Origin of the sequence: Lysobacter sp., assembly GCF_035655815.1 — a bacterium.
Classification (GTDB): Bacteria; Pseudomonadota; Gammaproteobacteria; order Xanthomonadales; family Xanthomonadaceae; genus Lysobacter_J.
Genome location: NZ_DASRTS010000007.1, coordinates 15,032 through 34,425, shown reverse-complemented (window position 1 = coordinate 34,425; position 19,394 = coordinate 15,032). Strand labels below are relative to the sequence as shown.

Below are 19,394 nucleotides of genomic sequence, written 5' to 3'. Positions count from 1 at the left end.
GATCAGCCGAGGCTGCGGGCGGTGTTGATGACGTTGATGCCGTTGAAGCGCGCCGTGCTCGAACCGTGCGAGACCGCGGACACCTGGCCCGGCTGGCCCTTGCCGTCGAAGAACGAACCGCCGAGGCGATAGTCGCTTTCGTCGCAGACCGCCACGCAGGCGTTCCAGAATTCCGGCGTGCGGATCTGGTAGGCCACGTCCTCGATCTGCTTCGTGATCTGGCCGTTCTTGATCTCGTAGAACAGCTGGCCGCCGAACTGCGCGTTGTAGCGCTGCTGGTCGATCGAGAACGAGCCGTCGCCGATGATGTAGATGCCGTTCTCGACGTCCTTGATCATGTCGGCCACGGACAGCTTGCTCTTGCCCGGGGCCAGCGACACGTTGGCCATGCGCTGGAACTGCACGCTCGACCACGAATCGGCGTAGCAGCAGCCGTCGGACTCGGTCTTGCCGAGGATATGCGCCTGGTCGCGGATGGTCTGGTAGTCCACCAGCTTGCCGTCCTTGATCAGGTCCCACTTCTTGGTCTTCACGCCCTCGTCGTCGTAGCCGACCGCGCCGAGGCTGCCCGGCTGGACCTTGTCGGCGAAGACGTTGACGTTGGCGCTGCCGTACTGGAAGCGCTCCTTCTGCTTGTCCAGCGTGGCGAAGCTGGTGCCGGCGTAGTTGGCCTCATAGCCGAGCACGCGGTCCAGCTCCAGCGGATGGCCGATGGATTCGTGGATGGTCAGCCAGGTGTGCGACGGGTCGAGCACCAGGTCGTACTTGCCCGGCTTCACCGACGGCGCGGTGAGCTTGGCGCGCGCCTGCTTCGCCGCGGCCACCGCGTCTTCCATCATGTCGTACGACAGGCCGTAGTTGATCACGCCATTGGGCGAGACCACCTTGCCCGACTGCGCACCGTCGAGGTATTCGAAGCCCATGCCCATCGGCGCGGACAGTCCTTCGCGGGTGCGGAACTTGCCGCTGGCCTTGTCGATGGCGGTGACCGTCATCGGCGCCCAGATGCGGTGCACGTCCTGGTCGATGTAGCTGCCGTCGGTGGACGCGAAGTACTTCTGCTCGTTGACCAGGAACAGCATCGAGTTGACGAAGTCCGCGCCGGCCTTGATCGCCGCGGCGTTCACGCCCAGCAGCAGGTCGGCCTTGTCCTTCAGCGGCACTTCCATCGAGTTCTTGCGGATCGGCGTCTTCCAGCTCACCTCGCCCACGCCCGGGGCCTTGGCCAGCTGCACCGGCGTGGTCTGGACCTTCGCGTTGGCCCGCGCGATCGCCGCGGCCTGCTGCGCGGCCTTGGCTACGCCTTCGTTGCTCAGGTTGTTGGTGGCCGCGAACCCCCAGGCGCCGTTGACCAGCACGCGCACGCCCACGCCGGTGGATTCGGTGTTCACCACGTTCTGGACCTTGTCCTCGCGGGTGATCACGAACTGGCGCAGGTAACGGCCGATGCGCACGTCGCAATAGCTGGCACCGGCGCCGGTGGCGGCGGTGAGCGCGGCGTCGGCCAGGGCCTTCTTTTTGGCCACGTCGATGGTGCTGACCAGCTCTTCGGCGGCGATGGCGCGGCCGAAGGGCAGCATGAGCCCGGCCACGCCGATGCCGGACATCGTCAGGAATGAACGTCTATCCACAGTTGTAATACCCCCGGAAAGGCCCAGGCCGCGCACGTGACGCGTCGGGCAGGAACAAGGCGAAGCGTCCGGACTGTGGGCAGGGGCGTCGCACCCCGTCAAGTGACGTTCGGACTATATGGGCGACCCGCGCGCGGCCACGGCGCCCAAAACTGTGGACTGCGTCCGCGATGGCGGAAAGCCGACGCGACGCACGGCCACACTCGGCAAGATCGTCGCTGCCATGCTTTGGTCGCATGCGCATCGCCGGATCACGTCGCCGCCGGTAGCATCGCCTGTTCAGAGAACCTGTCAGCGCGCGAACAACCCCACTCCCATGGCCGTCTACGTCGACGATGCGGTGCACCTGTGGCGCGAACGGCGCTGGGCGCACCTCATGGCGGATACGCTGGACGAGCTGCACGCGATGGCGGCGCGGCTCGACATCCCGCGGCGCGCCTTCCAGAACAAGACCTCCGGCGCGCACTACGACGTGCCGGCCGAACTGCGCGAGCGCGCCATCGCGCTGGGTGCGGTGGCGATCTCGCGCCATCGCGACCGCGAGCAGGTGCGCGCGGTGATCCGCGTGGCCAAGCTGCAGGGCCGCGGCGAGCATCCTTAGGCGCGCCCAAAACGGCGGCGCCGCCCGTATCCTTATGCGCCCGCGGCCGGACCGCCGCCGCTGCACTGGAACCGAACCGATGACCGACACCCCGCCCGACCGCCTCTCCAACGATCCGCGCAGCCCGTTCTACGACGAGGCGCTGCTGGAGCGCGGCATCGGCGTCCGCTTCAACGGGCAGGAACGCCACAACGTCGAGGAGTACTGCATCAGCGAAGGCTGGGTGCGCCTGCCGGTGGGCAAGGCCCTGGACCGTCGCGGCAATCCGATGACGATGAAGGTCAAGGGTACGGTCGAAGCCTGGTTCCTGACCTGACGCACCCCGCGAAACCGCGGCTGTACGACGGCCGCCGCGACCGTGGCGCCACACCCGGCCGCGGCGGACAATCGGGACGTACCAACCGGGTACTCCATCGGAGCGTGCCATGACCCTGCGGCCTCTCCTTCTTGGCCTCGCCATCGCACTGGCCACCGCCTGCAGCACCACCGGCGTGCGCACGGTGACCGACCCCGACGCACCACGCAGCCTGCCCGAACAAGGCCCGGTGACGGTGCGCTGGCAAGACCCCTCCGGCTTCAGCGACCTGCGCTACAGCGGCAACCGCTACGAGGCGGCGCGCGGCAACTGGGTGCAGGAACTCGCGCAACACCTGCGCGACGAGGCGCAGACGCGGCTCGCACCGGGCCAGCGCCTGGACGTGGACATCCTCGACATCCGCCGCGCCGGCATGTACGAACCCTGGCGCGGACCTGACCTCGACGACGTGCGGATCATCCGCGACTTCTATCCGCCCAGCATGACGCTCAACTTCCGCCACACCGACGCCGACGGCCGCGTGCTGGCGCAGGGCGAGCGCAAGCTGCGCGACTCGGGGTTCCTGATGGGCGATTCGCCGATGGACACCGATCCGCTGCGCTACGAGAAACGCATGATCGACCGCTGGGTGCGCGAGATCACCTCGCCGGGCCGCGTGACTTCGAGGTCGACGCCGGGCGCGTGATCCGCGCCCGTCAGGCCTTGAGCTTCCAGCCGGTGCGGAAGATCCACCACACCACGAACAGGCACAGCAGCAGGAAGCCCACGATCGCCGCGGCACTGATGCCGACGTTGACGTCGGCCACGCCGTAGAAGCTCCAGCGGAAACCGCTGATCAGGTACACGACTGGATTGAACAGCGCGATCTTCTGCCACACCGGCGGCAGCATGCTGATGGAATAGAACGCGCCGCCCAGGAACGTCAGCGGCGTGACGATCATCAGCGGCACCACCTGCAGTCGCTGGAAGCTGTCGGCCCACAGGCCGATGATGAAACCGAACAGGCTGAAGGTCAGCGCGGTCAGCACCAGGAAGCACAGCATCCAGAACGGATGCTGGATCTCGTACGGCACGAAGAAGCGCGCGGTGACCAGGATCAGCGTGCCCAGGATCAGCGATTTGGTCGCCGCCGCACCGACGTAGCCGATCACGATCTCCATCGCCGATACCGGTGCGGAGAGCAGTTCGTAGATCGTGCCGGCCCACTTGGGCATGTAGATGCCGAAGGATGCGTTGGAGATGCTCTCGCTGAGCAGCGACAGCATGATCAGCCCGGGGATGATGAAGGCGCCGTAGCTCACGCCGTCGACTTCGCCCATGCGCCCGCCGATGGCCGCGCCGAACACGACGAAGTACAGCGACGTGGACAGCACCGGCGAGACGATGCTCTCCATCAGCGTGCGGAAGGTACGCGCCATTTCGAAGCGGTAGATGGCGCGGATGGCGTAGACGTTCATGCGCGCATCTCCGAGAAGCGAATCCCCCTGTATCCCCCTTTTTCAAAGGGGGAACTCCGGTGAGCGTCACGCGAGAAGGAAGGCCTGGATGCAACTTGGCCATTCGCCGGCGCGATCATCAACTCCTCGCCGCTTGCTCTTCTCCCCTCTTTGGAAAAGAGGGGCTGGGGGAAATTGAGCTTCATGCCTTCCGCTCCCCTCCCCTCTTTGGAAAAGAGGGGTCGGGGGAGATTGAGCTTCATGCCTTCCGCTCTTCTCCCCTCTTTGAAAAAGAAGGGCTGGGGGAGATTGAGCTTCACGCCTTTCGCTCTTCTCCCCTCTTTGGAAAAGAGGGGCCGGGGGAGATTGAGCTTCATGCCTTCCGCTCTTCTCCCCTCTTTGAAAAAGAAGGGCTGGGGGAGATTGGGCTTCATGCCTTTCGCTCTTCTCCCCTCTTTGGAAAAGAGGGGTCGGGGGAGATTGAGCTTCATGCTTTCACCTCCCGTCCCTGCCGCACCAGGCTGACGAAGATCTCCTCCAGCGAACTCTCGCTGGAGTGCAGGTCCTTGAAGTCGATGCCGTGGTCGTGCAGGCGGCGCAGCAGCGCGGCGATACCCGTCTCCTGCGCCTGCACGTCGAAGGTGTAGACCAGCGAATGGCCGTCCTCGGTCAGTTCCAGCGGATACGCCGACAGATCCTCGGGTACGCGTTCCAGCGGCGACTGCAGCGTCAGCGTCAGCTGCTTCTTGCCCAGCTTGCGCATCAGCGTGGCCTTGTCCTCCACCAGCACCAGCTCGCCCTTGTTGATCACGCCGATGCGGTCGGCCATGTCCTCGGCCTCCTCGATGTAGTGCGTGGTCAGGATGATGGTGGTGCCGTTCTCGCGCAGGCGTCGCACCATTTCCCACATGTCGTGGCGCAGTTCGACGTCGACGCCGGCCGTGGGTTCGTCGAGGAACAGGATCTGCGGTTCGTGCGCGAGCGCCTTGGCGATCAGCACGCGGCGCTTCATGCCGCCGGACAGCGCCATGATCTTGCTGTCCTTCTTGTCCCACAGCGACAGTTCGCGCAGCACCTTCTCCAGGTAGGCGTCGTCGCGCGCCTTGCCGAACAGTCCGCGCGAGAAGCGCACCGTCGCCCACACGCTTTCGAACGCGTCGGTGGACAACTCCTGCGGCACCAGCCCGATCTTGCTCCGCGCGGCGCGGTACTCGTGCACGATGTCGTGGCCGTCGGCCTGCACGCTGCCCGCGCTGGCGTTGACGATGCCGCAGATGATGCTGATCAGCGTGGTCTTGCCGGCTCCGTTGGGGCCCAGCAGCGCGAAGATCTCGCCGCGCCGGATCTGCAGGTCGATGCCCTTGAGCGCCTGGAAGCCCGACGCGTACGTCTTGGTCAGCCCGCGGACATCGATGATCGGCGTATCGGCGGCTGACGGCATTCCGGGTTCCCTGCTGGAGGATGGACCCGCGGCATCGTACCGGAGTGCCTGTTCGCTGCCGTGTCGTTCCATGCCGCGCTCCTTCGTGCCGTGTTCAGCCCAGCCGGCCCGCGCTGCGCGAGGGCGCACTTTCCGTGCAGGCGCGCGTGGCGCGTGCCAGCAGCGTGCGCACGCCCGGCAGGATCACCCATGCCGCGGGCAGCGCCACCGCGAATGCCACCGGCCAGCCGCGCAGCCACTCGTGCATGAGGCCGGGACCGAAGCCGCTATGCAGCGCGGTCATGGCGAAGCTCATCACGCCTGACATCAGCGTGACCACCAGAGGTACGAATGCGAACTGGGCCTGTCTGGGCGAAAGCATGGCGGCGTTCCGTGCGATGCGGGGGAGGCGAAAGATTAGGAACATGCGCATCGCGCGATAAGCCCATGGATGGGGGAAGAATCATCCCGTCAGCGGGCGAATGCGCATGAGGTGCCTTCCGGTACACGGAAACGCCATCGCCCTGGGTCACAATGCCGCCTTCGCGATCACGCCTCCGGGAGCGCCATGAAGTTCATGCTGATGGTCTACACCGACCCCGCCCTGATGGCCGAACTGCCGGCCGGCGAGTTCGACCGCCTGATGAAGGGCTGCCTGCACAAGGCCGACGAATTGCGCGCCGCGGGCATCCTGCTCGACGCGCAGCAACTGGAAGAGCCCGTCACCGCGCGCTCGGTGCGCACGCGCAACGGCAACACGCACGTGCTCGACGGCCCGTTCGCCGAGGCCAAGGAAGTCTTCGCCGGCTTCAACCTGATCGAAGCGGCCAGCATCGAGGAAGCGGTGGAAGTGGCCCACCAGTTCCCGTGGTCGCGCTTCGGTTCGATCGAGGTACGCCCGGTGCGCGACATGGAGCTGGTGCGCGAGCGCGTGGGCGCATAGGCCCGGGCAAGGGTCGGGTGATGGCCCTTTCCCGTTGTCGGAGAGGGTGGCGCGCAGCGCCGGGAGCGGGGTTGCACGCACGCGCCCTGCTGACCACTCGCATCGCTGTTTGACGAGCACCCGCTGGCCTTCGCGAACCCGGTCGTGTGCCCTCTCGCACCCATCGGAGTGCCTGCCCGAACGCGCAGAGGCGCCCTCGCGAACCCACCTGGGTGCCCTCGCGACCCCACCCGGGTGTCCGGTCGACCCCATCCGGGTGCCCTCGCGAACCCATCCGGGCGCCCGCTCGACCCCATCAGGGTGCCCTCACGATCCCACCTGAGTGCCCTCACGAACCCATTTGGGTGCCCTCGTGAACCCACCTGGGTGCCCTCGCGACCCCACCCGGGTGCCCGCTCAACCCCATCCGGGTGCCTCACGATCCCACCTGGGCGCCCTCGCGCACCCACCCGGGTGCCCGCTCGAACCCACCGGGATGCCCTCGCGCACCCAGCGAGATGCCCGCTCGAACCCCTCCAGGCGCCCTCGCGAACCCAGCCAGATGCCCGCTCGAACCCATCCAAGTGCCCTCGCGAATCCATGCGGACGTGGGCGCCACGGCCGCCCGCCGCGTGGCCTGTCCTACGGATGCTCCACCAGCGCCGCCGCCAGCCTCGCCCAGGGCGGGCGCTGCCCGACGAACAGGGCCTCCGTAGGCTGAAAGTCCCTGCAGTCCTCCAGGCTGCCCGCGTAGATCGTCACCAGGTCGGGCGCCGACTCGGGGGTGCCGAACAGCAGGCTGCCGCATTCGACGCAGAAGTTGCGGACCGCCGGCTGCCCGCTGCCGCCGGTGGTGCGCGCCTGCCGGATGGGTCCTGACGAGGTGAAGGAGGCCTTCGGCACGCCCAGCACGGGGACGCCGCCGCTGCCCGAAGCGCGCTGGCAGTCGCGGCAGTGGCAGACGACGGAGAACATCGCCGGCCCGGTCGAGTGGTAACGCGCCGCGCCGCACAAGCATCGACCGGTGAACATCCGCCCACTCCTCGATCCCAGGGTCCCCACGGGCAGGCGACGTTAGCACCGGCCGGGTCGACCGGGTGGTGCGTCTCGGCCGGTGCGACGGATGGTGCGGACACTGGTCGCCTCCTCGTCAGGGAGACCACCGGAGCGGCGCGCGGACTGGGCCCCGCGCGCCGCTCACGGTTTCCGGGCCGCGATGGCGTCCGTCCAGAGGCGCTGGAAGCGCTTACCTAAAGGCCGCGTGAAGCCGTCCCCCGGCAAAGGGCGACGCCCGTCATGTTTCGGCAACGCTCCCACTTGCCCATGCCCGCGGCCGCGTCAGGATCGGCACGCAGTCGCATTCATCTGCACATCAACCAGGGGAGTTCCATGAAGCACCTTCTGTCTGCCCTCGCGATCGGCGTCCTGCTGCTCTCGCCGGTGGCCGCCTCGGCCAAGGGCAAGCACCACGACCATGACCGCGACCGGCATGACCACCACGATCATGACGACGACCATCACCACGGCCACGACCGCGGCCGCAAGAACGGTCACTACAAGCACGACTATCGCCGTGGCGTGATGTACGTGGAACGCCGGGTGTACGTGGACGACTACGACCGCTACCACCTGCATGCGCCGCCGCGCGGGCACCGCTGGGTGCGCAGCGACGACGGCCGCTACGTGCTGATCGCGGTGGCCACCGGCATCATCGCCGACGTGCTGCTGCACCACTGAGCGCGCGATCCGTGTCGCAACGAAGGCCCGCCCGTGCGGGCCTTTGTTTTTGCGGGACGTGAACAACTGCACGGAGTAACGTCGCGATCACGCGCAGGTACGCGGCATCTAACACCGGCGGGCCTAACGTGGCCGTTCCTCCAGACGGAACCTCGCCATGGGCAGCAACAAGCACGCACAGGAACGGGTGAAGAGCGGCCACAGCACGCCGCCTTCCGGTGGCAACCGCAACACCGACCGCGACCACGCCATGCGCGCGGGCAAGGACGGGCCCACGCAGCGCAAGTCCGCCGTACACCGCGAACCCTCCACGCGCGACGAGGGGCGCGACGACCACCGCACCGGCAGCGACAAGCGCCACTGAACACGGGAGAACGATCCATGCGATCCGACAAGCAGAAGCTCCAGGCCCAGCAGAAGGAAGGCGGCAAGCGCGAGCAGAAGGACGTGGAAAATCGCCGCCAGCCGAAAGCGGCCTCCAAGCGGGGGCACGAAGAGAAGCCAGGCGGCGACGCCCTGACTCGCCGGCGCGACCAGAAGGGCCCGACCCTGCACTGAGGCGCGAGGCGGCCACACCGGTCCTTCACTTCGGCATGAGCACACTGAACGCGGCTGCCTGGGGGCGGCCGCGCCGGTTTCGCATCCGCAGTCCCACTGCTCATGGAGGAATGCCGTGAAGACATCCCGCTCGGTTCGCCTGCTTCCGCTTGCGCTCTGTTTCGCCTTCGCCGCCGGCTGCGCGTCCACGCCCGTCGACGAAGGTCCCAGCGAAACCGCCGCCGTGCAGGTCACCGCCGAGGGCCAGGTGATCGCGCTGGATTCGCCGTCGCGTCTGATCACCTTGCGCGACAGCGCCGGCAACGAAGTCCAGGTGCACGCCGACGAGACGGTGCGCAACTTCGAGCAGATCCGGGTGGGCGACGTGGTGACGCTGGACTACGTCCGCGCGGTCACGGTGGACATCCAGCCCGCCGGCAGCGCCGAACCCGGCGCGTACATCAAGCAGGACCAGGACGTGGCCAAGACCGGCGAGCGCCCGCGCCTGGGCACCCGCGAAGTGGTCACCGTGCTGGCGCCGATCCGTGCCATCGACACCGCCAACAACACCGTGACGGTGGAAGGTCCGCGCGGCAACGTGGTCACGCTGGACGTGGTGCGGCCCGAACACCAGGCGCGCCTGGGCCAGCTCAAGGTAGGCGACATGCTGCGCGTCGCGTTCACCGAGGCCGCGGCCGTGCAGGTGCGTCCGAAGGGACGCTGAAGGTTCGTTCGCATGCGGCGCACCAGAACTACCGTGCGCCTGCACTCACGGCCGGGTCTGCGCGGAAACGGTCGATGGGTGCCGCGCATGGTGCACCCAGGCGGTGGCCGCATGCGGGCGCGGCAGTTCCATCGCCGGCAGCGGTGCCCCGTCGTCGCGAAGCAGTTCGTCGTCGGTGTAGAGGCGATCGGCGAGCCGGTCGATGAAGTACTGCGCTGACTCGGTGGGCTTTTGCATCGCACGCATCTCCCGCAGGCCATTGCCTGCGGGGATGCATCGTGGGCGTTGCATGCCGCACCTGCCTTGAGCGGCCTCAAGGCGTCCGTCGGCGCTCGCGCGACTTTGTGGAAGCCGATGGCGTGGTGTCACGCCACCGGGTACGGGCCTTCCGCGAACTGCGTGTCGTGATAGCCCTTGCTGCCCACGGCGTCGGCGAGTTCGCTGCGGAAATCCAGGCCCTCGCGCAGTGCGCGCAGCGCGCTGGCGAAGTCGTAGCGCGGCCGCCAGCCCAGCACTTCGCGCGCGCGGGCATTCACGTACACGCGGTCGATGTGCGGAAACATCCGCCAGCCGCGCGCCACGTACAGCGCGGCGAACTCGGGGAAGCGGCGCGCGACGACGGCCGGCGCGTCGCGGCGCAGTTCCGGCAGGTCGTCCGCCTTGAACGGCGTGGTGGCGGAGATGATGAAGCGGCCGAAACCCACCGCCCGTGCGCGCTCCAGCGCCAGCAGGTGCGCAGTCACCGCATCGGCGATGTCGACGCGGCGATAGAGCAGCTCGTTGGCCTGCGCGTTGGCGGTGGAAAATCCGTTGCGCACGTCGATGCTGTCGTCGGCTTCGGGGAAAAAGCGCGACGTGCGCAGTACCAGCACCGGCAACCGGCGCTTGCGGTAGAACAGCTCGCACAGCTGCTCGGCCGAGAGCTTGGTCACGCCGTAGATGTTCTTCGGGATGGGCGTCACGTCCTCGGTGATCCACGCGGCCGGCTCGCCAGGCGCCGGCGTGAGTGCCGCGCCGAACGTGCTGGTGGTGCTGGTGAACACGAACGACTCGACGCCCGCCGCCACCGATTCTTCCAGCAACGCCAGCGTGCCGCTGATGTTGGTGTCGACGAACTCCTGGTGCGCGTGCGTGGCCACGTGCGGCTTGTGCAGCGTGGCGGCATGGATCACCGCATGCACGCCGCGCATGCTGTCGCGCACGAAGCCGCGATCGACGATGGAACCGATGCGGTCGGTGAAGGCGGACGGCTTGATGTCGATGCCGCGCACGTCGCGGCCGGCTGCACGCAGCTCCCGCATCAATGCTTCGCCCAGATGGCCGGCGCTGCCGGTCACGAGAATGGTCATGGCGCAGGTTCCGGGGGAGGAGTGAAACCCATTATGTCCACGGCCACGTCGCGCAGGCAGGCGCGACGCGCCGTCGTCGGCTAACCGCCAGCGGGGGCGAGGTATGCGGCCTGTTGGCTCGACAGGCTGGCCTTGACCCGGCGCGAGGTCTCGTCGGCCAGCACTTCGTTGTGCCCCTGCGCGACCGCCTGCACGATCTGCGCGGCCACGTCCTGCGGCGCGATCTTTGGCACGTCCACGCCCGCGGTCATGTCGGTGTCCATCAGGCCGATGTGCACGCCGATGACGAGGGTGCCCTGCCCCGCCAGTTCGTGGCGCAGGCCGTTGGTCATCGACCATGCCGCGGCCTTGGACACGCAGTAGGTGGACGTGCCGGGCAGGCTGATCCAGCTGAGCACGGACAACACGTTCACCAGCGCGCCGCCGCCGTTGCCCGCAAGCATCGGCGCGAACGCGGACGCCACGCGCCAGGCACCGAACAGGTTGGTTTCCAGTTCCTCGCGTGCCCGCGCTTCGCCGTCCGTGGCGAGCAGCACGCCGCTGCGCGAGATGCCGGCGTTGTTGACGACCACGTTGACGTCGGCGCATTCGCGCGCGGCGGCATGGATGGAATCGGCCGAGGTCACGTCCAGGGCAACCGGAATCGCACCCGGCACGTCCACCGACGCGGGATGGCGTGCGGCCGCGTAGACCTTCCCCGCGCCGGCTTCGCGGAACGCTTCCACCAGCGCGCGGCCCAGGCCGCGATTGGAGCCGGTGACCAGGACGACGGCGTCGCGGATGTCCATCTTCGTCTCGCTTGGGAGGGCGGGTGTGATGAGGCTGCCCGCGCGGCCCGCGGGACGAATAGGACATCCGGGCGCATCGAGGGTTGCCGGGACGACGCGGGCATTGGCCCCATGCATCGCGCGCACAGTGGCTCTCGAATGGGGCCGCTTGCGGGCCTACCGTCGTCCTGCCTCCCCCACGTCGAGGACACGACGATGACCCAGCGCCACCGCACCCTGCTCCGCTCCCTGTTGCTCACGGCCGCCACGCTGTTGCCGCTGGCGGCGCTCGCCGGCGACCACGACGGCGACCGCGCGCGCGGCTGCGCCCGCCAGTTCGAACTGGCGCAGCGCATGGACATGGAATCCTTCCGCGACTACGACGCCGAGACCTTCCGCGCCGTGCACGACGAACGCGCCATCACCGTATTCGCCAGCGGCGCCGTGCGCACCGGCATCGACTCGATCATGACCACGCTGGCCAGCCATTTCGCCAATCGCGAGGCGCTGTGGAGCTGGACCGAGGTGTATCGCGTGGTGGACGGCTGCAATTCGGCGTTCATCCTGTACGAGACCGTGTACGAGATTCCGCGCATCGGCTACCGCCAGCGCGCGTACACCGGCGTCACCTACAGCCACGACGGGCACCGCTGGCTGGCGATCGCCGACCAGGGCACGCCTCTGCCGTGAGCGCGGACGCGGTCGTTTCGGACTGATCCCATGGAGACGGCACCCGCCGCCACCTAGCCTCGCGCCACTTCCCGGCGCGAGGCTTCCATGTCCCATTCGACTGCACTGCCGGTCTGCGGCGCACTGCTCGCGCTGCTCGTGGCCTGCGCGTTCGAGTGGCGGCAGCGTCGCGGCTCGCGCGACCTGACGAGGCCACATGCGCCGCGCTGTCCATTCTCGATCCGCAGCCCGCTGCTCCGCGGCTCTTATCGCGCAGACGACGCCGGGTAGAGCCGACTAATTCGCATGGCCGCGCGTCGCGCGCCTGCGGAAGCTTGTCGGCGGCCGGGGCGAGCCGGCCGGGCATCCCACGGGTGCCTCTCCCAACTGACCCCCACAGGCTGCGGCGCGTTGCCGCAGCCTTCTTTTTGCCTCAGCGCTCGTAGTTGCTCAGCGCCAGCTGCAGCAGCGCTCGCGCCTGCTCGCGCAGCGACGCGGGCTCGAGGATCTCGGCGTCGCTGCCGTAATGCATCACGTCCATCAGCAGCTCGCGGCCGGCGCTGTACGGCACCTTGAGCTCGTAACGGCCGTCCGGCAGGAAACGCCCCTGCTGCTGCGAGTGCCAGTGCTCGTCCGCCACCCAGCGCGCGGCCTTCGGGCTGAAGACGATGGTCGCCCAGCCCTTGGGCGTACCGGAAAAGATGCCGTAACTGGACGCCAGGTGCTGGTCGAGCTCCTCGTCGGGCACGTCGCGCGCGGTCTCGTCGCTGAGCCTGGCGGCACTGATGCGGTCGACGGCGAAGCTGCGCAGCGCCTCGCGGCCGTGGTCCCAGGCGTCGAGGTACCAGTTCTCGCGGTAGTGCGTGAGGCGCTGCGGCGACACCGTGCGGCGCGTCTGCTCGTCCGTGGAGCGCGCGCGGTATTCGAAGCTGAGCTGCTTGCGATCCAGCACCGCGGTGGCCACGGTGCGGAACGCGGTCTCGTCCAGGCGCCGGGTACGGTGCGGAATCACGCGCACGCGTTCGACCGGAACGCGGCGTCCGCCGGCGTGTTCGTCCAGCAGCTTCTCGATGCGGTGCTGCAGCGGCGCCAGTGCGTTCGACAGCACGCCGCCGCCGCTGCGCACCAGCAACTGCTGCGCGGCCAGGAGCGAGTGCAGTTCCTCGGAACTCAGCCACAGGCCGGGGAGTTCGAAGCGGTCGCCATCGCTGTGGTCATAGCGGAAGCCGGCTTCGCCGTTGCCGACCACCGGTGCCATCAGGTAGTCGCGCAGGTAGGCCAGGTCGCGATAGACCGTTGCCCGGGAGCATTCCAGATCTTCCTGAAGACGCTGCACCGTCACCGGATAGCGCGCGGCGCTGAGGATGCGGTGCAGGGCGTGGATGCGTTCTATGCGTTCCATGATCGCGGGTAGGGGATTTCGGACGGAAAGGATCGCACCCCGCCCCGGGCATCGCCAGCACCGGCGCGGGCCAACTCCGGCGTAACTGGGGTTTAACCGGGCCCCCACGATACTGCGGCCGCATCGCCAGGGGGTGTGATGGATTCGACGCAGGGAACGCGCAGCGAGACATGGCTGGCCGCCACGGTGGCGGTGCTGTCCACAACGGCGATGTTCTGGGGACTTTCGCGGATGATGCGGCCGATCCTGGTGCCTGCGCTCGTCGATGCGCCGCTGCAGGTGGTGTGGATCGAACGCGAACCCGTCACACCGCACGATGAATCATCGGCAACAGCCGGTCGCGTGGCCACCGCGTCAGCATCGCGCCCGATGCCGCGGGCGCGCGTGGAAGTTGCCGCTGCGGCCATCGCTCCGGCAGCCACCGCGCGCGAACCGGAGCCCGGCCATCCACTCTCCGCCGTGTACCTGATGCAGGCGCGCGATGCGGCCGCGACGGACCCGGCGCAGCCGCCTGACCCCCTGGCCGATCGCCAGGTACGCCTGCCTGGCGAAGGCGCCGAGCGCTTCCGCATGCGCCGGCAGACCAGCGTGGCGACCGTGGTGTCGGGCATTGGCCGGATGTTCGGCGCACGCGATCCGGACGAACCCTGCCGCGAACATCGCCGCAACATCGACGATCTGGCGCTGGACGGCGACAGCGCCGCACTGCAGCAGCAGATCGATTACGAACGCAGGCGGTGTCGCCCCTAGTGCCGCGCAGGCACAATGTCGGGATGCGCGCGCCCCAGACGTCGTACGCCGACGAGCCAGCCATCGACACCTCGCCCGAGATCGGCGACGAGGTCAAGACCACCACGTGCTACATGTGCGCGTGCCGTTGCGGCATCAAGGTGTGGCTGAAGGACGGCCAGATCCGCTATATCCAGGGCAATCCGGAGCACCCGGTGAACCGCGGCGTGCTGTGCGCCAAGGGCTCGGCCGGGATCATGCAGCACTACTCGCCGGCGCGGCTGGACAAGCCACTGCTGCGCGTGGGCGAGCGCGGTGCGGGCGAGTTCCGCGAGATCGAATGGGACGAAGCGCTCGAAATCGCCACGTCCTGGCTCAAGCCGATCCGCGAGCGAAACCCCGACGAACTGGCCTTCTTCACCGGCCGCGACCAGTCGCAGGCGCTCACCGGCTGGTGGGCGCAGCAGTTCGGCACGGTCAATTACGCCGCGCACGGCGGCTTCTGCTCGGTGAACATGGCCGCCGGCGGGCTGTACACGGTGGGCGGCAGCTTCTGGGAGTTCGGCGAGCCCGATTGGGAGCAGACGCAGTACCTGATGCTGTGGGGCGTGGCCGAGGACCACGACTCCAACCCGATCAAGCTGGGGCTGGGGCGACTGAAGGAACGCGGCGCCAAGATCGTCGCGGTGAATCCGGTGCGCAGCGGCTACGGCGCCATCGCCGACGAATGGATCGGCATCCGGCCGGGCACCGACGGGCTGTTCGCGTTCGCGCTGGTGCACGAACTGCTGAAGGCCGACCGCATCGATCTGGATTACCTGGTGCGCTTCACCAACGCGCACTGGCTGGTGGTACGCGAGCCGGGCGGCGCCGACGACGGGCTGTTCGCACGCGACCTGGACGGCCACGTGCTGTGCGCCGTGGAGGCGCACCGCTTCGCCCGCGCCGACGACATCGGCATCGCGCCGCGCGTGGTCGGCGAGTACACGCTGCGCGACGGCCGCCGTGCCGTGCCGGTGTTCCACCTCATCGTCGAACGCTACCTCGACCCGCAGTACGCGCCCGACGCGGTGAGCGAACGTTGCGGCATTCCCGCCGACACCATCCGCCGCATCGCGCGCGAACTGGCCAATGCGGCGTTCGAGCAGGCGTTCGAGCTGCCGATCGCATGGACCGATGCGTGGGGCCGCGAGCACACGCACATGCAGGCGCGGCCGGTATCGATGCACGCGATGCGCGGCATCAGTGCGCACAGCAACGGCTTTCACACCTGCCGCGCGCTGCACCTGCTGCAGATGCTGCTGGGCGCCGTGGATGCGCCGGGTTCGTTCCGGTATCAGCCGCCGTTTCCCAAGCCGCTGCCGCCGCCGAACCGTCCGGGCAAGTCACGCCAGGCCAACGGCGTGCTGGACGCGGCGCCGCTGGGATTCGTGCACGGCCCGGAAGACCTGGTGGTGGACGGCGACGGGCAGCCGCGCCGTATCGACCACGCCTTCTCGTGGGCCTACCCGCTGGCGGCGCACGGCATGATGCATACGGTCATCCGCAATGCGTGGGCGGGCGATCCGTACCGCATCGACACGCTGATGATGTTCATGGCGAACATGAGCTGGAATTCGTCGATGAACACCGCGCAGACGATGGCGTGGCTGACCGACAAGGACGACGCGGGCGAGTACCGCATCCCGCGCATCATCTACGCCGATGCGTACGCGTCGGAAATGGTGGCCTACGCCGATCTGGTGCTGCCGGACACGACCTACCTGGAGCGCTTCGACGCGATCAGCCTGCTCGACCGGCCGATTTCCGACGCGGATGGTGCCGCGGATGCGATCCGCCATCCGGTCCTGGATGCGTCCAGGCAACGCGAAGGCCGCGACGTGCGCGGCTTCCAGTCGGTGCTGATCGAACTGGGCGCGCGCATCGGCCTACCAGGCCTGTCGAACGAGGACGGCTCGCCGAAGTACCGCGACTACGCCGACTACATCGTGCGGCACGAGCGCGCGCCGGGCGTCGGCCTGCTGGCCGGCTGGCGCGGCACGCATGGCGAGAGCGAGGCGAAGGGCCTGCCGAACCCGGAACAGTTGCAGCGCTACATCGAAAACGGCGGCTTCTGGCGCAGCGAGATCCCCGAGCACGCGCGCTATTTCAAGATGGCCAACCGCGGCTACCTGGACTGGGCGCAGCGGATGGGCTTCCTGGCCACGGCCGAGCCGATCGTGCTGCAGCTGTATTCGGAAACGCTGCAGAAGTTCCGCCTCGCCGCGCAGGGACACGGCGCGATGCAGCCGCCGGACGAACACCGCGAGCGCGTGGCGACGTATTTCGACCCGTTGCCGATGTGGTACGAGCCGTTTGAAGGCGCGCAGGTCGACTCAGGAAAGCACCTCTCCCCCCGGGAGAGGGGTTGGGGTGAGGGCCGGGACGCGCGGGACGTTGCCGATGATGCGGCGCTGTGCACTTCACCCCTCCCCAACCCTGCCCTGCAGGCACGAGAGGGGGCGAAAGGCGGAAGCCAAAGCCCGGATCAAGATCAGAGCCACTCATTCCCCCTCAGCGCCGTCACCCAGCGCCCGATGTTCATGTACCACGCATGGGGTTCGCAGAATGCGTGGCTGCGGCAGATCGCCGCGCGCAACTGGCTGTACCTGCATCCCGACACCGGCGCGCGGTACGGCATCGGCGACGAGGACTGGATCGAGGCGGTCTCGCACCACGGCCGCATCGTGGTGCAGGCGAGGTTCGCCGCGAACGTGCAGCCCGACACCGTGTGGACCTGGAACGCCATCGGCAAGCGGCGCGGTGCGTGGCGCCTGGGCAAGGATGCGCCGGAAGGACGCCAGGGCTTCCTGCTCAATCACCTGATTTCCGACATCACGCCACGGGGCGATTACGCCAACGCCGACCCGGTGACGGGACAGGCGGCGTGGTTCGATCTGCGCGTGCGCATCGCGAAGGTGGCCGACGCCAGCGCGAGCGCGCCGCAGTTCGCCGCGCTCGAGCTGGGCGAGGCCGACGACCGGCCGCTGCGCTACGGCGCCCAGTTCCGCGCGGCCAGAGAGAAAGGCACGAGCCGATGAAATCCATACGACTGTTCGCCGGCTGGCTGTGCATCGTGCTCGGCTTCGCCGTGATGATCCTGATGAGTTTCGGCCTGTTCGATCCGGTGCATACGCCCGGTTCGGCCACGTCGATGACGCCGCTGCTCATCGGCATGCTGCCGAGCGTGAGCTTCGGCATCGCCCTGTTCGCGATCGGCGTATGGCTGATCAGCACCGCCAAACGCCGCTGAACCCGCATGACCGACCTGCCTCCGCCGTCGAAGAAGAAACTGGGCCTGGTGATCGACCTGGACACCTGCGTGGGCTGTCACGCCTGCGCGGTGAGCTGCAAGGAATGGAACGCCGGCGGATTCGCCGCGCCGCTCACGGACGAGCAGCCGTACGGCAAGGATCCGACCGGCGTGTGGTTCAACCGCGTGCACAGTTACGAGGTGGCGGCGACGGACTTCACCACGCCGGCGTTCGACCCGCACGCCTCCGCACCGGCACGCGAAAGCGCGTGCAGCGGCACGACGACGCTGGCGGCGATGGCCTCGCAGCCCGCGATGACGCTGCATTTCCCGCGCTCGTGCCTGCACTGCGAGCAGCCGGCCTGCGTGACCGTGTGCCCCACCGGCGCCAGCTACAAGCGCGCCGAGGACGGCATCGTGCTGGTGGACGAGGACAAGTGCATCGGCTGCAAGCTGTGTTCGTGGGCGTGCCCGTACGGCGCGCGCGAGTACAGCGCGGTCGAGGGCGTGATGAAGAAATGCACGCTGTGCATCGACCGCATCTACAACGAGAACCTCGACGAGGCCGAACGCCAGCCGGCCTGCGTGCAGGCCTGCCCGACACGTGCGCGCCACTTCGGCGATCTGGGCGATCCGGAATCTAAGGTCTCGAAGCTGGTGGCCGAGCGCGGTGGCGTCGATCTGTTGCCGCAACTGAGCTACCGGCCCGTGAACAAGTACCTGCCGCCGCGTCCGCGCCGCGCCGGTGACGCGAACGCTTCGAACACCGCCACCGAAACCCTCGACACGAGCGCGCTGCCGCCGGTGCTGCGCTGGCTCGATCGCGTCCTCAGCCGCTGAGTCTCACGCATGCATCCTGCGTTCTCCGTCATCCTCTTCACGACGCTGTCGGGCGCGGGCTACGGCCTGCTGCTGTGGGCCGGCGGGCTGATCCTGCTGCCCGCGCTGCAGGGCCGGGCGCCCGCGCACGGCGCGGTGGCGCTGCTGTGGGGCGTGCTGCTGGTGCTGGGCTTCGTGCTGACCACGCTGGGGCTGCTCAGCTCGATGTTCCACCTGGGCAAGCCCGGGCGCGCTTGGCGTGCGTTCTCGCAATGGCGCAGTTCGTGGCTTTCGCGCGAGGGCGTGTTCGCGGTGCTCACGGCGCTGGTCGTGCTGTGCATGCTGGGCCTGCTCGGTGCCGCGCTGATCGGTCGCGCACCGGCCGCGATCTGGTCGGCGATGGCGTGGCTGGCCGGCCTGATGATGCTGCTGGCGCTGTGCACCATCGGCTGCACCGCGATGATCTATGCCTCGCTCAAGCCGATTCCCGCGTGGCGGCAGGCGCTGGTGGTACCGCTGTATTTCGCCTTCGCCGTGCTCAGCGGCTGGCTGCTGATGATGGCGCTGGCCAACTGGGCCGGGCTGTCGGATGAAGCGCTGGCGGTGAACCTGCTGGTCACCTTCGCGCTGACCGCCGCTACCGCGGTGATGAAGCTGGCGTACTGGTTCCGCATCGACCGCCAGTCGCTCGGCGCCACGCGCGGTGATGCAGTGGGCCTGCCGGGACGCGACGTCACGGTGTTCGAGCGCCCGCACACGCAGGACAACTACCTCAATCGCGAGATGGGCTACGTGCTGGCCCGCAAGCATGCGCGGCCGCTGCGGGCCATCGCGGTGCTGCTGTTCGCTCTGGTGCCGGCCGTGGCGGCTTGGCTGGCCTGGGCGCATCCGGACTGGGCGGGGCCGGTGTTCACGCTCGCCGCGGCGTTGGCGCTGATCGGCGTGGCGGTGGAACGCTGGCTCTTCTTCGCCCAGGCCCGGCATGTCGTCACGCTTTATTACTGACGCGCCGGCGGGTTCGAAGCCAATTCATCCAGGTTCTG

General features: G+C 68.3%; 24 protein-coding genes. 14 read left to right on the top strand and 10 right to left on the bottom strand.

The window, feature by feature from the left end:
* Positions 1–2 precede the first annotated feature (2 nt).
* Entirely contained in the window at positions 3–1,631 is a 1,629-nt protein-coding gene (locus tag VFE83_RS01095; protein ID WP_324903015.1) for a TldD/PmbA family protein, read from the bottom strand.
* Positions 1,632–1,947: 316 nt separating this feature from the next.
* Between VFE83_RS01095 and VFE83_RS01090 the strand changes: the two genes are divergently transcribed.
* The 3 genes from VFE83_RS01090 (at position 1,948) to VFE83_RS01080 (ending at position 3,233) form a co-directional block, all read left to right on the top strand.
* Positions 1,948–2,232 (top strand): DUF4031 domain-containing protein, encoded by a 285-nt coding sequence (locus VFE83_RS01090; RefSeq protein ID WP_324903014.1) that lies wholly within the window; start codon positions 1,948–1,950, stop codon positions 2,230–2,232.
* A gap of 79 nt (positions 2,233–2,311) precedes the next feature.
* Positions 2,312–2,548, top strand: a complete 237-nt coding sequence (locus VFE83_RS01085; protein ID WP_324903013.1) for a DUF3297 family protein — start codon at positions 2,312–2,314, stop codon at positions 2,546–2,548.
* 109 nt (positions 2,549–2,657) lie between these two features.
* Positions 2,658–3,233: a DUF3016 domain-containing protein gene (locus VFE83_RS01080; RefSeq protein ID WP_324903012.1), complete on the top strand. Its 576-nt coding sequence runs from the start codon at positions 2,658–2,660 to the stop codon at positions 3,231–3,233.
* A gap of 10 nt (positions 3,234–3,243) precedes the next feature.
* On the opposite strand, the gene VFE83_RS01075 is transcribed toward VFE83_RS01080, so the two are convergent.
* The 4 genes from VFE83_RS01075 to VFE83_RS01060 all read right to left on the bottom strand — a co-directional run bounded on the left by VFE83_RS01075 (position 3,244) and on the right by VFE83_RS01060 (position 5,786).
* Complete coding sequence (locus tag VFE83_RS01075; protein WP_324903011.1) at positions 3,244–4,005, bottom strand: ABC transporter permease; 762 nt, start codon at positions 4,003–4,005, stop codon at positions 3,244–3,246.
* Entirely contained in the window at positions 4,002–4,475 is a 474-nt protein-coding gene (locus tag VFE83_RS01070) for a hypothetical protein (RefSeq protein ID WP_324903010.1), read from the bottom strand. The genes VFE83_RS01075 and VFE83_RS01070 overlap by 4 nt, the downstream gene beginning before the upstream one ends.
* Positions 4,472–5,425, bottom strand: coding sequence for an ABC transporter ATP-binding protein (locus VFE83_RS01065; RefSeq protein WP_324903009.1), 954 nt, complete (start codon positions 5,423–5,425; stop codon positions 4,472–4,474). The genes VFE83_RS01070 and VFE83_RS01065 overlap by 4 nt, the downstream gene beginning before the upstream one ends.
* 94 nt (positions 5,426–5,519) lie before the next feature.
* Complete coding sequence (locus tag VFE83_RS01060) at positions 5,520–5,786, bottom strand: DUF2798 domain-containing protein (RefSeq protein ID WP_324903008.1); 267 nt, start codon at positions 5,784–5,786, stop codon at positions 5,520–5,522.
* Between the two features lie 186 nt (positions 5,787–5,972).
* On the opposite strand from VFE83_RS01060, the gene VFE83_RS01055 reads away from it, so the two are divergent.
* Entirely contained in the window at positions 5,973–6,347 is a 375-nt protein-coding gene (locus VFE83_RS01055) for a YciI family protein (RefSeq protein ID WP_324903007.1), read from the top strand.
* A 621-nt stretch (positions 6,348–6,968) separates the two neighbouring features.
* On the opposite strand, the gene VFE83_RS01050 is transcribed toward VFE83_RS01055, so the two are convergent.
* Positions 6,969–7,358 (bottom strand): GFA family protein, encoded by a 390-nt coding sequence (locus VFE83_RS01050; protein WP_324903006.1) that lies wholly within the window; start codon positions 7,356–7,358, stop codon positions 6,969–6,971.
* Between the two features lie 357 nt (positions 7,359–7,715).
* Between VFE83_RS01050 and VFE83_RS01045 the strand changes: the two genes are divergently transcribed.
* The 4 genes from VFE83_RS01045 to VFE83_RS01030 all read left to right on the top strand — a co-directional run bounded on the left by VFE83_RS01045 (position 7,716) and on the right by VFE83_RS01030 (position 9,324).
* A complete protein-coding gene (locus VFE83_RS01045; protein ID WP_324903005.1) occupies positions 7,716–8,063 on the top strand; it encodes an RcnB family protein in 348 nt (115 codons plus the stop codon).
* 157 nt (positions 8,064–8,220) lie between these two features.
* Positions 8,221–8,427, top strand: a complete 207-nt coding sequence (locus VFE83_RS01040; RefSeq protein WP_324903004.1) for a hypothetical protein — start codon at positions 8,221–8,223, stop codon at positions 8,425–8,427.
* Between the two features lie 17 nt (positions 8,428–8,444).
* Positions 8,445–8,621, top strand: a complete 177-nt coding sequence (locus VFE83_RS01035) for a hypothetical protein (protein ID WP_324903003.1) — start codon at positions 8,445–8,447, stop codon at positions 8,619–8,621.
* Positions 8,622–8,736: 115 nt separating this feature from the next.
* Positions 8,737–9,324, top strand: coding sequence for a hypothetical protein (locus VFE83_RS01030; RefSeq protein ID WP_324903002.1), 588 nt, complete (start codon positions 8,737–8,739; stop codon positions 9,322–9,324).
* 45 nt (positions 9,325–9,369) lie between these two features.
* On the opposite strand, the gene VFE83_RS01025 is transcribed toward VFE83_RS01030, so the two are convergent.
* The 3 genes from VFE83_RS01025 to VFE83_RS01015 form a co-directional block, all read right to left on the bottom strand.
* Positions 9,370–9,561 carry a hypothetical protein gene (locus VFE83_RS01025; protein ID WP_324903001.1) on the bottom strand — a complete coding sequence of 64 codons (192 nt, stop codon included), beginning with the start codon at positions 9,559–9,561 and terminating at the stop codon, positions 9,370–9,372.
* A gap of 128 nt (positions 9,562–9,689) precedes the next feature.
* Complete coding sequence (locus tag VFE83_RS01020; protein ID WP_324903000.1) at positions 9,690–10,673, bottom strand: NAD(P)-dependent oxidoreductase; 984 nt, start codon at positions 10,671–10,673, stop codon at positions 9,690–9,692.
* Between the two features lie 80 nt (positions 10,674–10,753).
* Positions 10,754–11,461, bottom strand: a complete 708-nt coding sequence (locus VFE83_RS01015; RefSeq protein ID WP_324902999.1) for an SDR family oxidoreductase — start codon at positions 11,459–11,461, stop codon at positions 10,754–10,756.
* Between the two features lie 195 nt (positions 11,462–11,656).
* On the opposite strand from VFE83_RS01015, the gene VFE83_RS01010 reads away from it, so the two are divergent.
* Positions 11,657–12,130: a hypothetical protein gene (locus VFE83_RS01010; RefSeq protein WP_324902998.1), complete on the top strand. Its 474-nt coding sequence runs from the start codon at positions 11,657–11,659 to the stop codon at positions 12,128–12,130.
* A gap of 412 nt (positions 12,131–12,542) precedes the next feature.
* On the opposite strand, the gene VFE83_RS01005 is transcribed toward VFE83_RS01010, so the two are convergent.
* A complete protein-coding gene (locus VFE83_RS01005) occupies positions 12,543–13,511 on the bottom strand; it encodes a YafY family protein (protein ID WP_324902997.1) in 969 nt (322 codons plus the stop codon).
* Between the two features lie 138 nt (positions 13,512–13,649).
* Between VFE83_RS01005 and VFE83_RS01000 the strand changes: the two genes are divergently transcribed.
* From VFE83_RS01000 to VFE83_RS00980, 5 genes are read left to right on the top strand one after another with little or no spacing between them, the layout of a single operon-like run.
* A complete protein-coding gene (locus tag VFE83_RS01000) occupies positions 13,650–14,261 on the top strand; it encodes a hypothetical protein (protein ID WP_324902996.1) in 612 nt (203 codons plus the stop codon).
* Positions 14,262–14,284: 23 nt separating this feature from the next.
* On the top strand, positions 14,285–17,320 hold the full coding sequence (locus VFE83_RS00995) for a molybdopterin oxidoreductase family protein (protein ID WP_324902995.1): 3,036 nt from the start codon (positions 14,285–14,287) through the stop codon (positions 17,318–17,320).
* A complete protein-coding gene (locus tag VFE83_RS00990) occupies positions 17,317–17,532 on the top strand; it encodes a hypothetical protein (protein ID WP_324902994.1) in 216 nt (71 codons plus the stop codon). Before VFE83_RS00995 ends, VFE83_RS00990 begins: the two co-directional genes overlap by 4 nt.
* Positions 17,533–17,538: 6 nt before the next feature.
* Positions 17,539–18,372, top strand: a complete 834-nt coding sequence (locus tag VFE83_RS00985; RefSeq protein WP_324902993.1) for a 4Fe-4S dicluster domain-containing protein — start codon at positions 17,539–17,541, stop codon at positions 18,370–18,372.
* A gap of 9 nt (positions 18,373–18,381) precedes the next feature.
* Positions 18,382–19,356, top strand: a complete 975-nt coding sequence (locus VFE83_RS00980; protein ID WP_324902992.1) for a dimethyl sulfoxide reductase anchor subunit family protein — start codon at positions 18,382–18,384, stop codon at positions 19,354–19,356.
* Positions 19,357–19,394 lie beyond the last annotated feature (38 nt).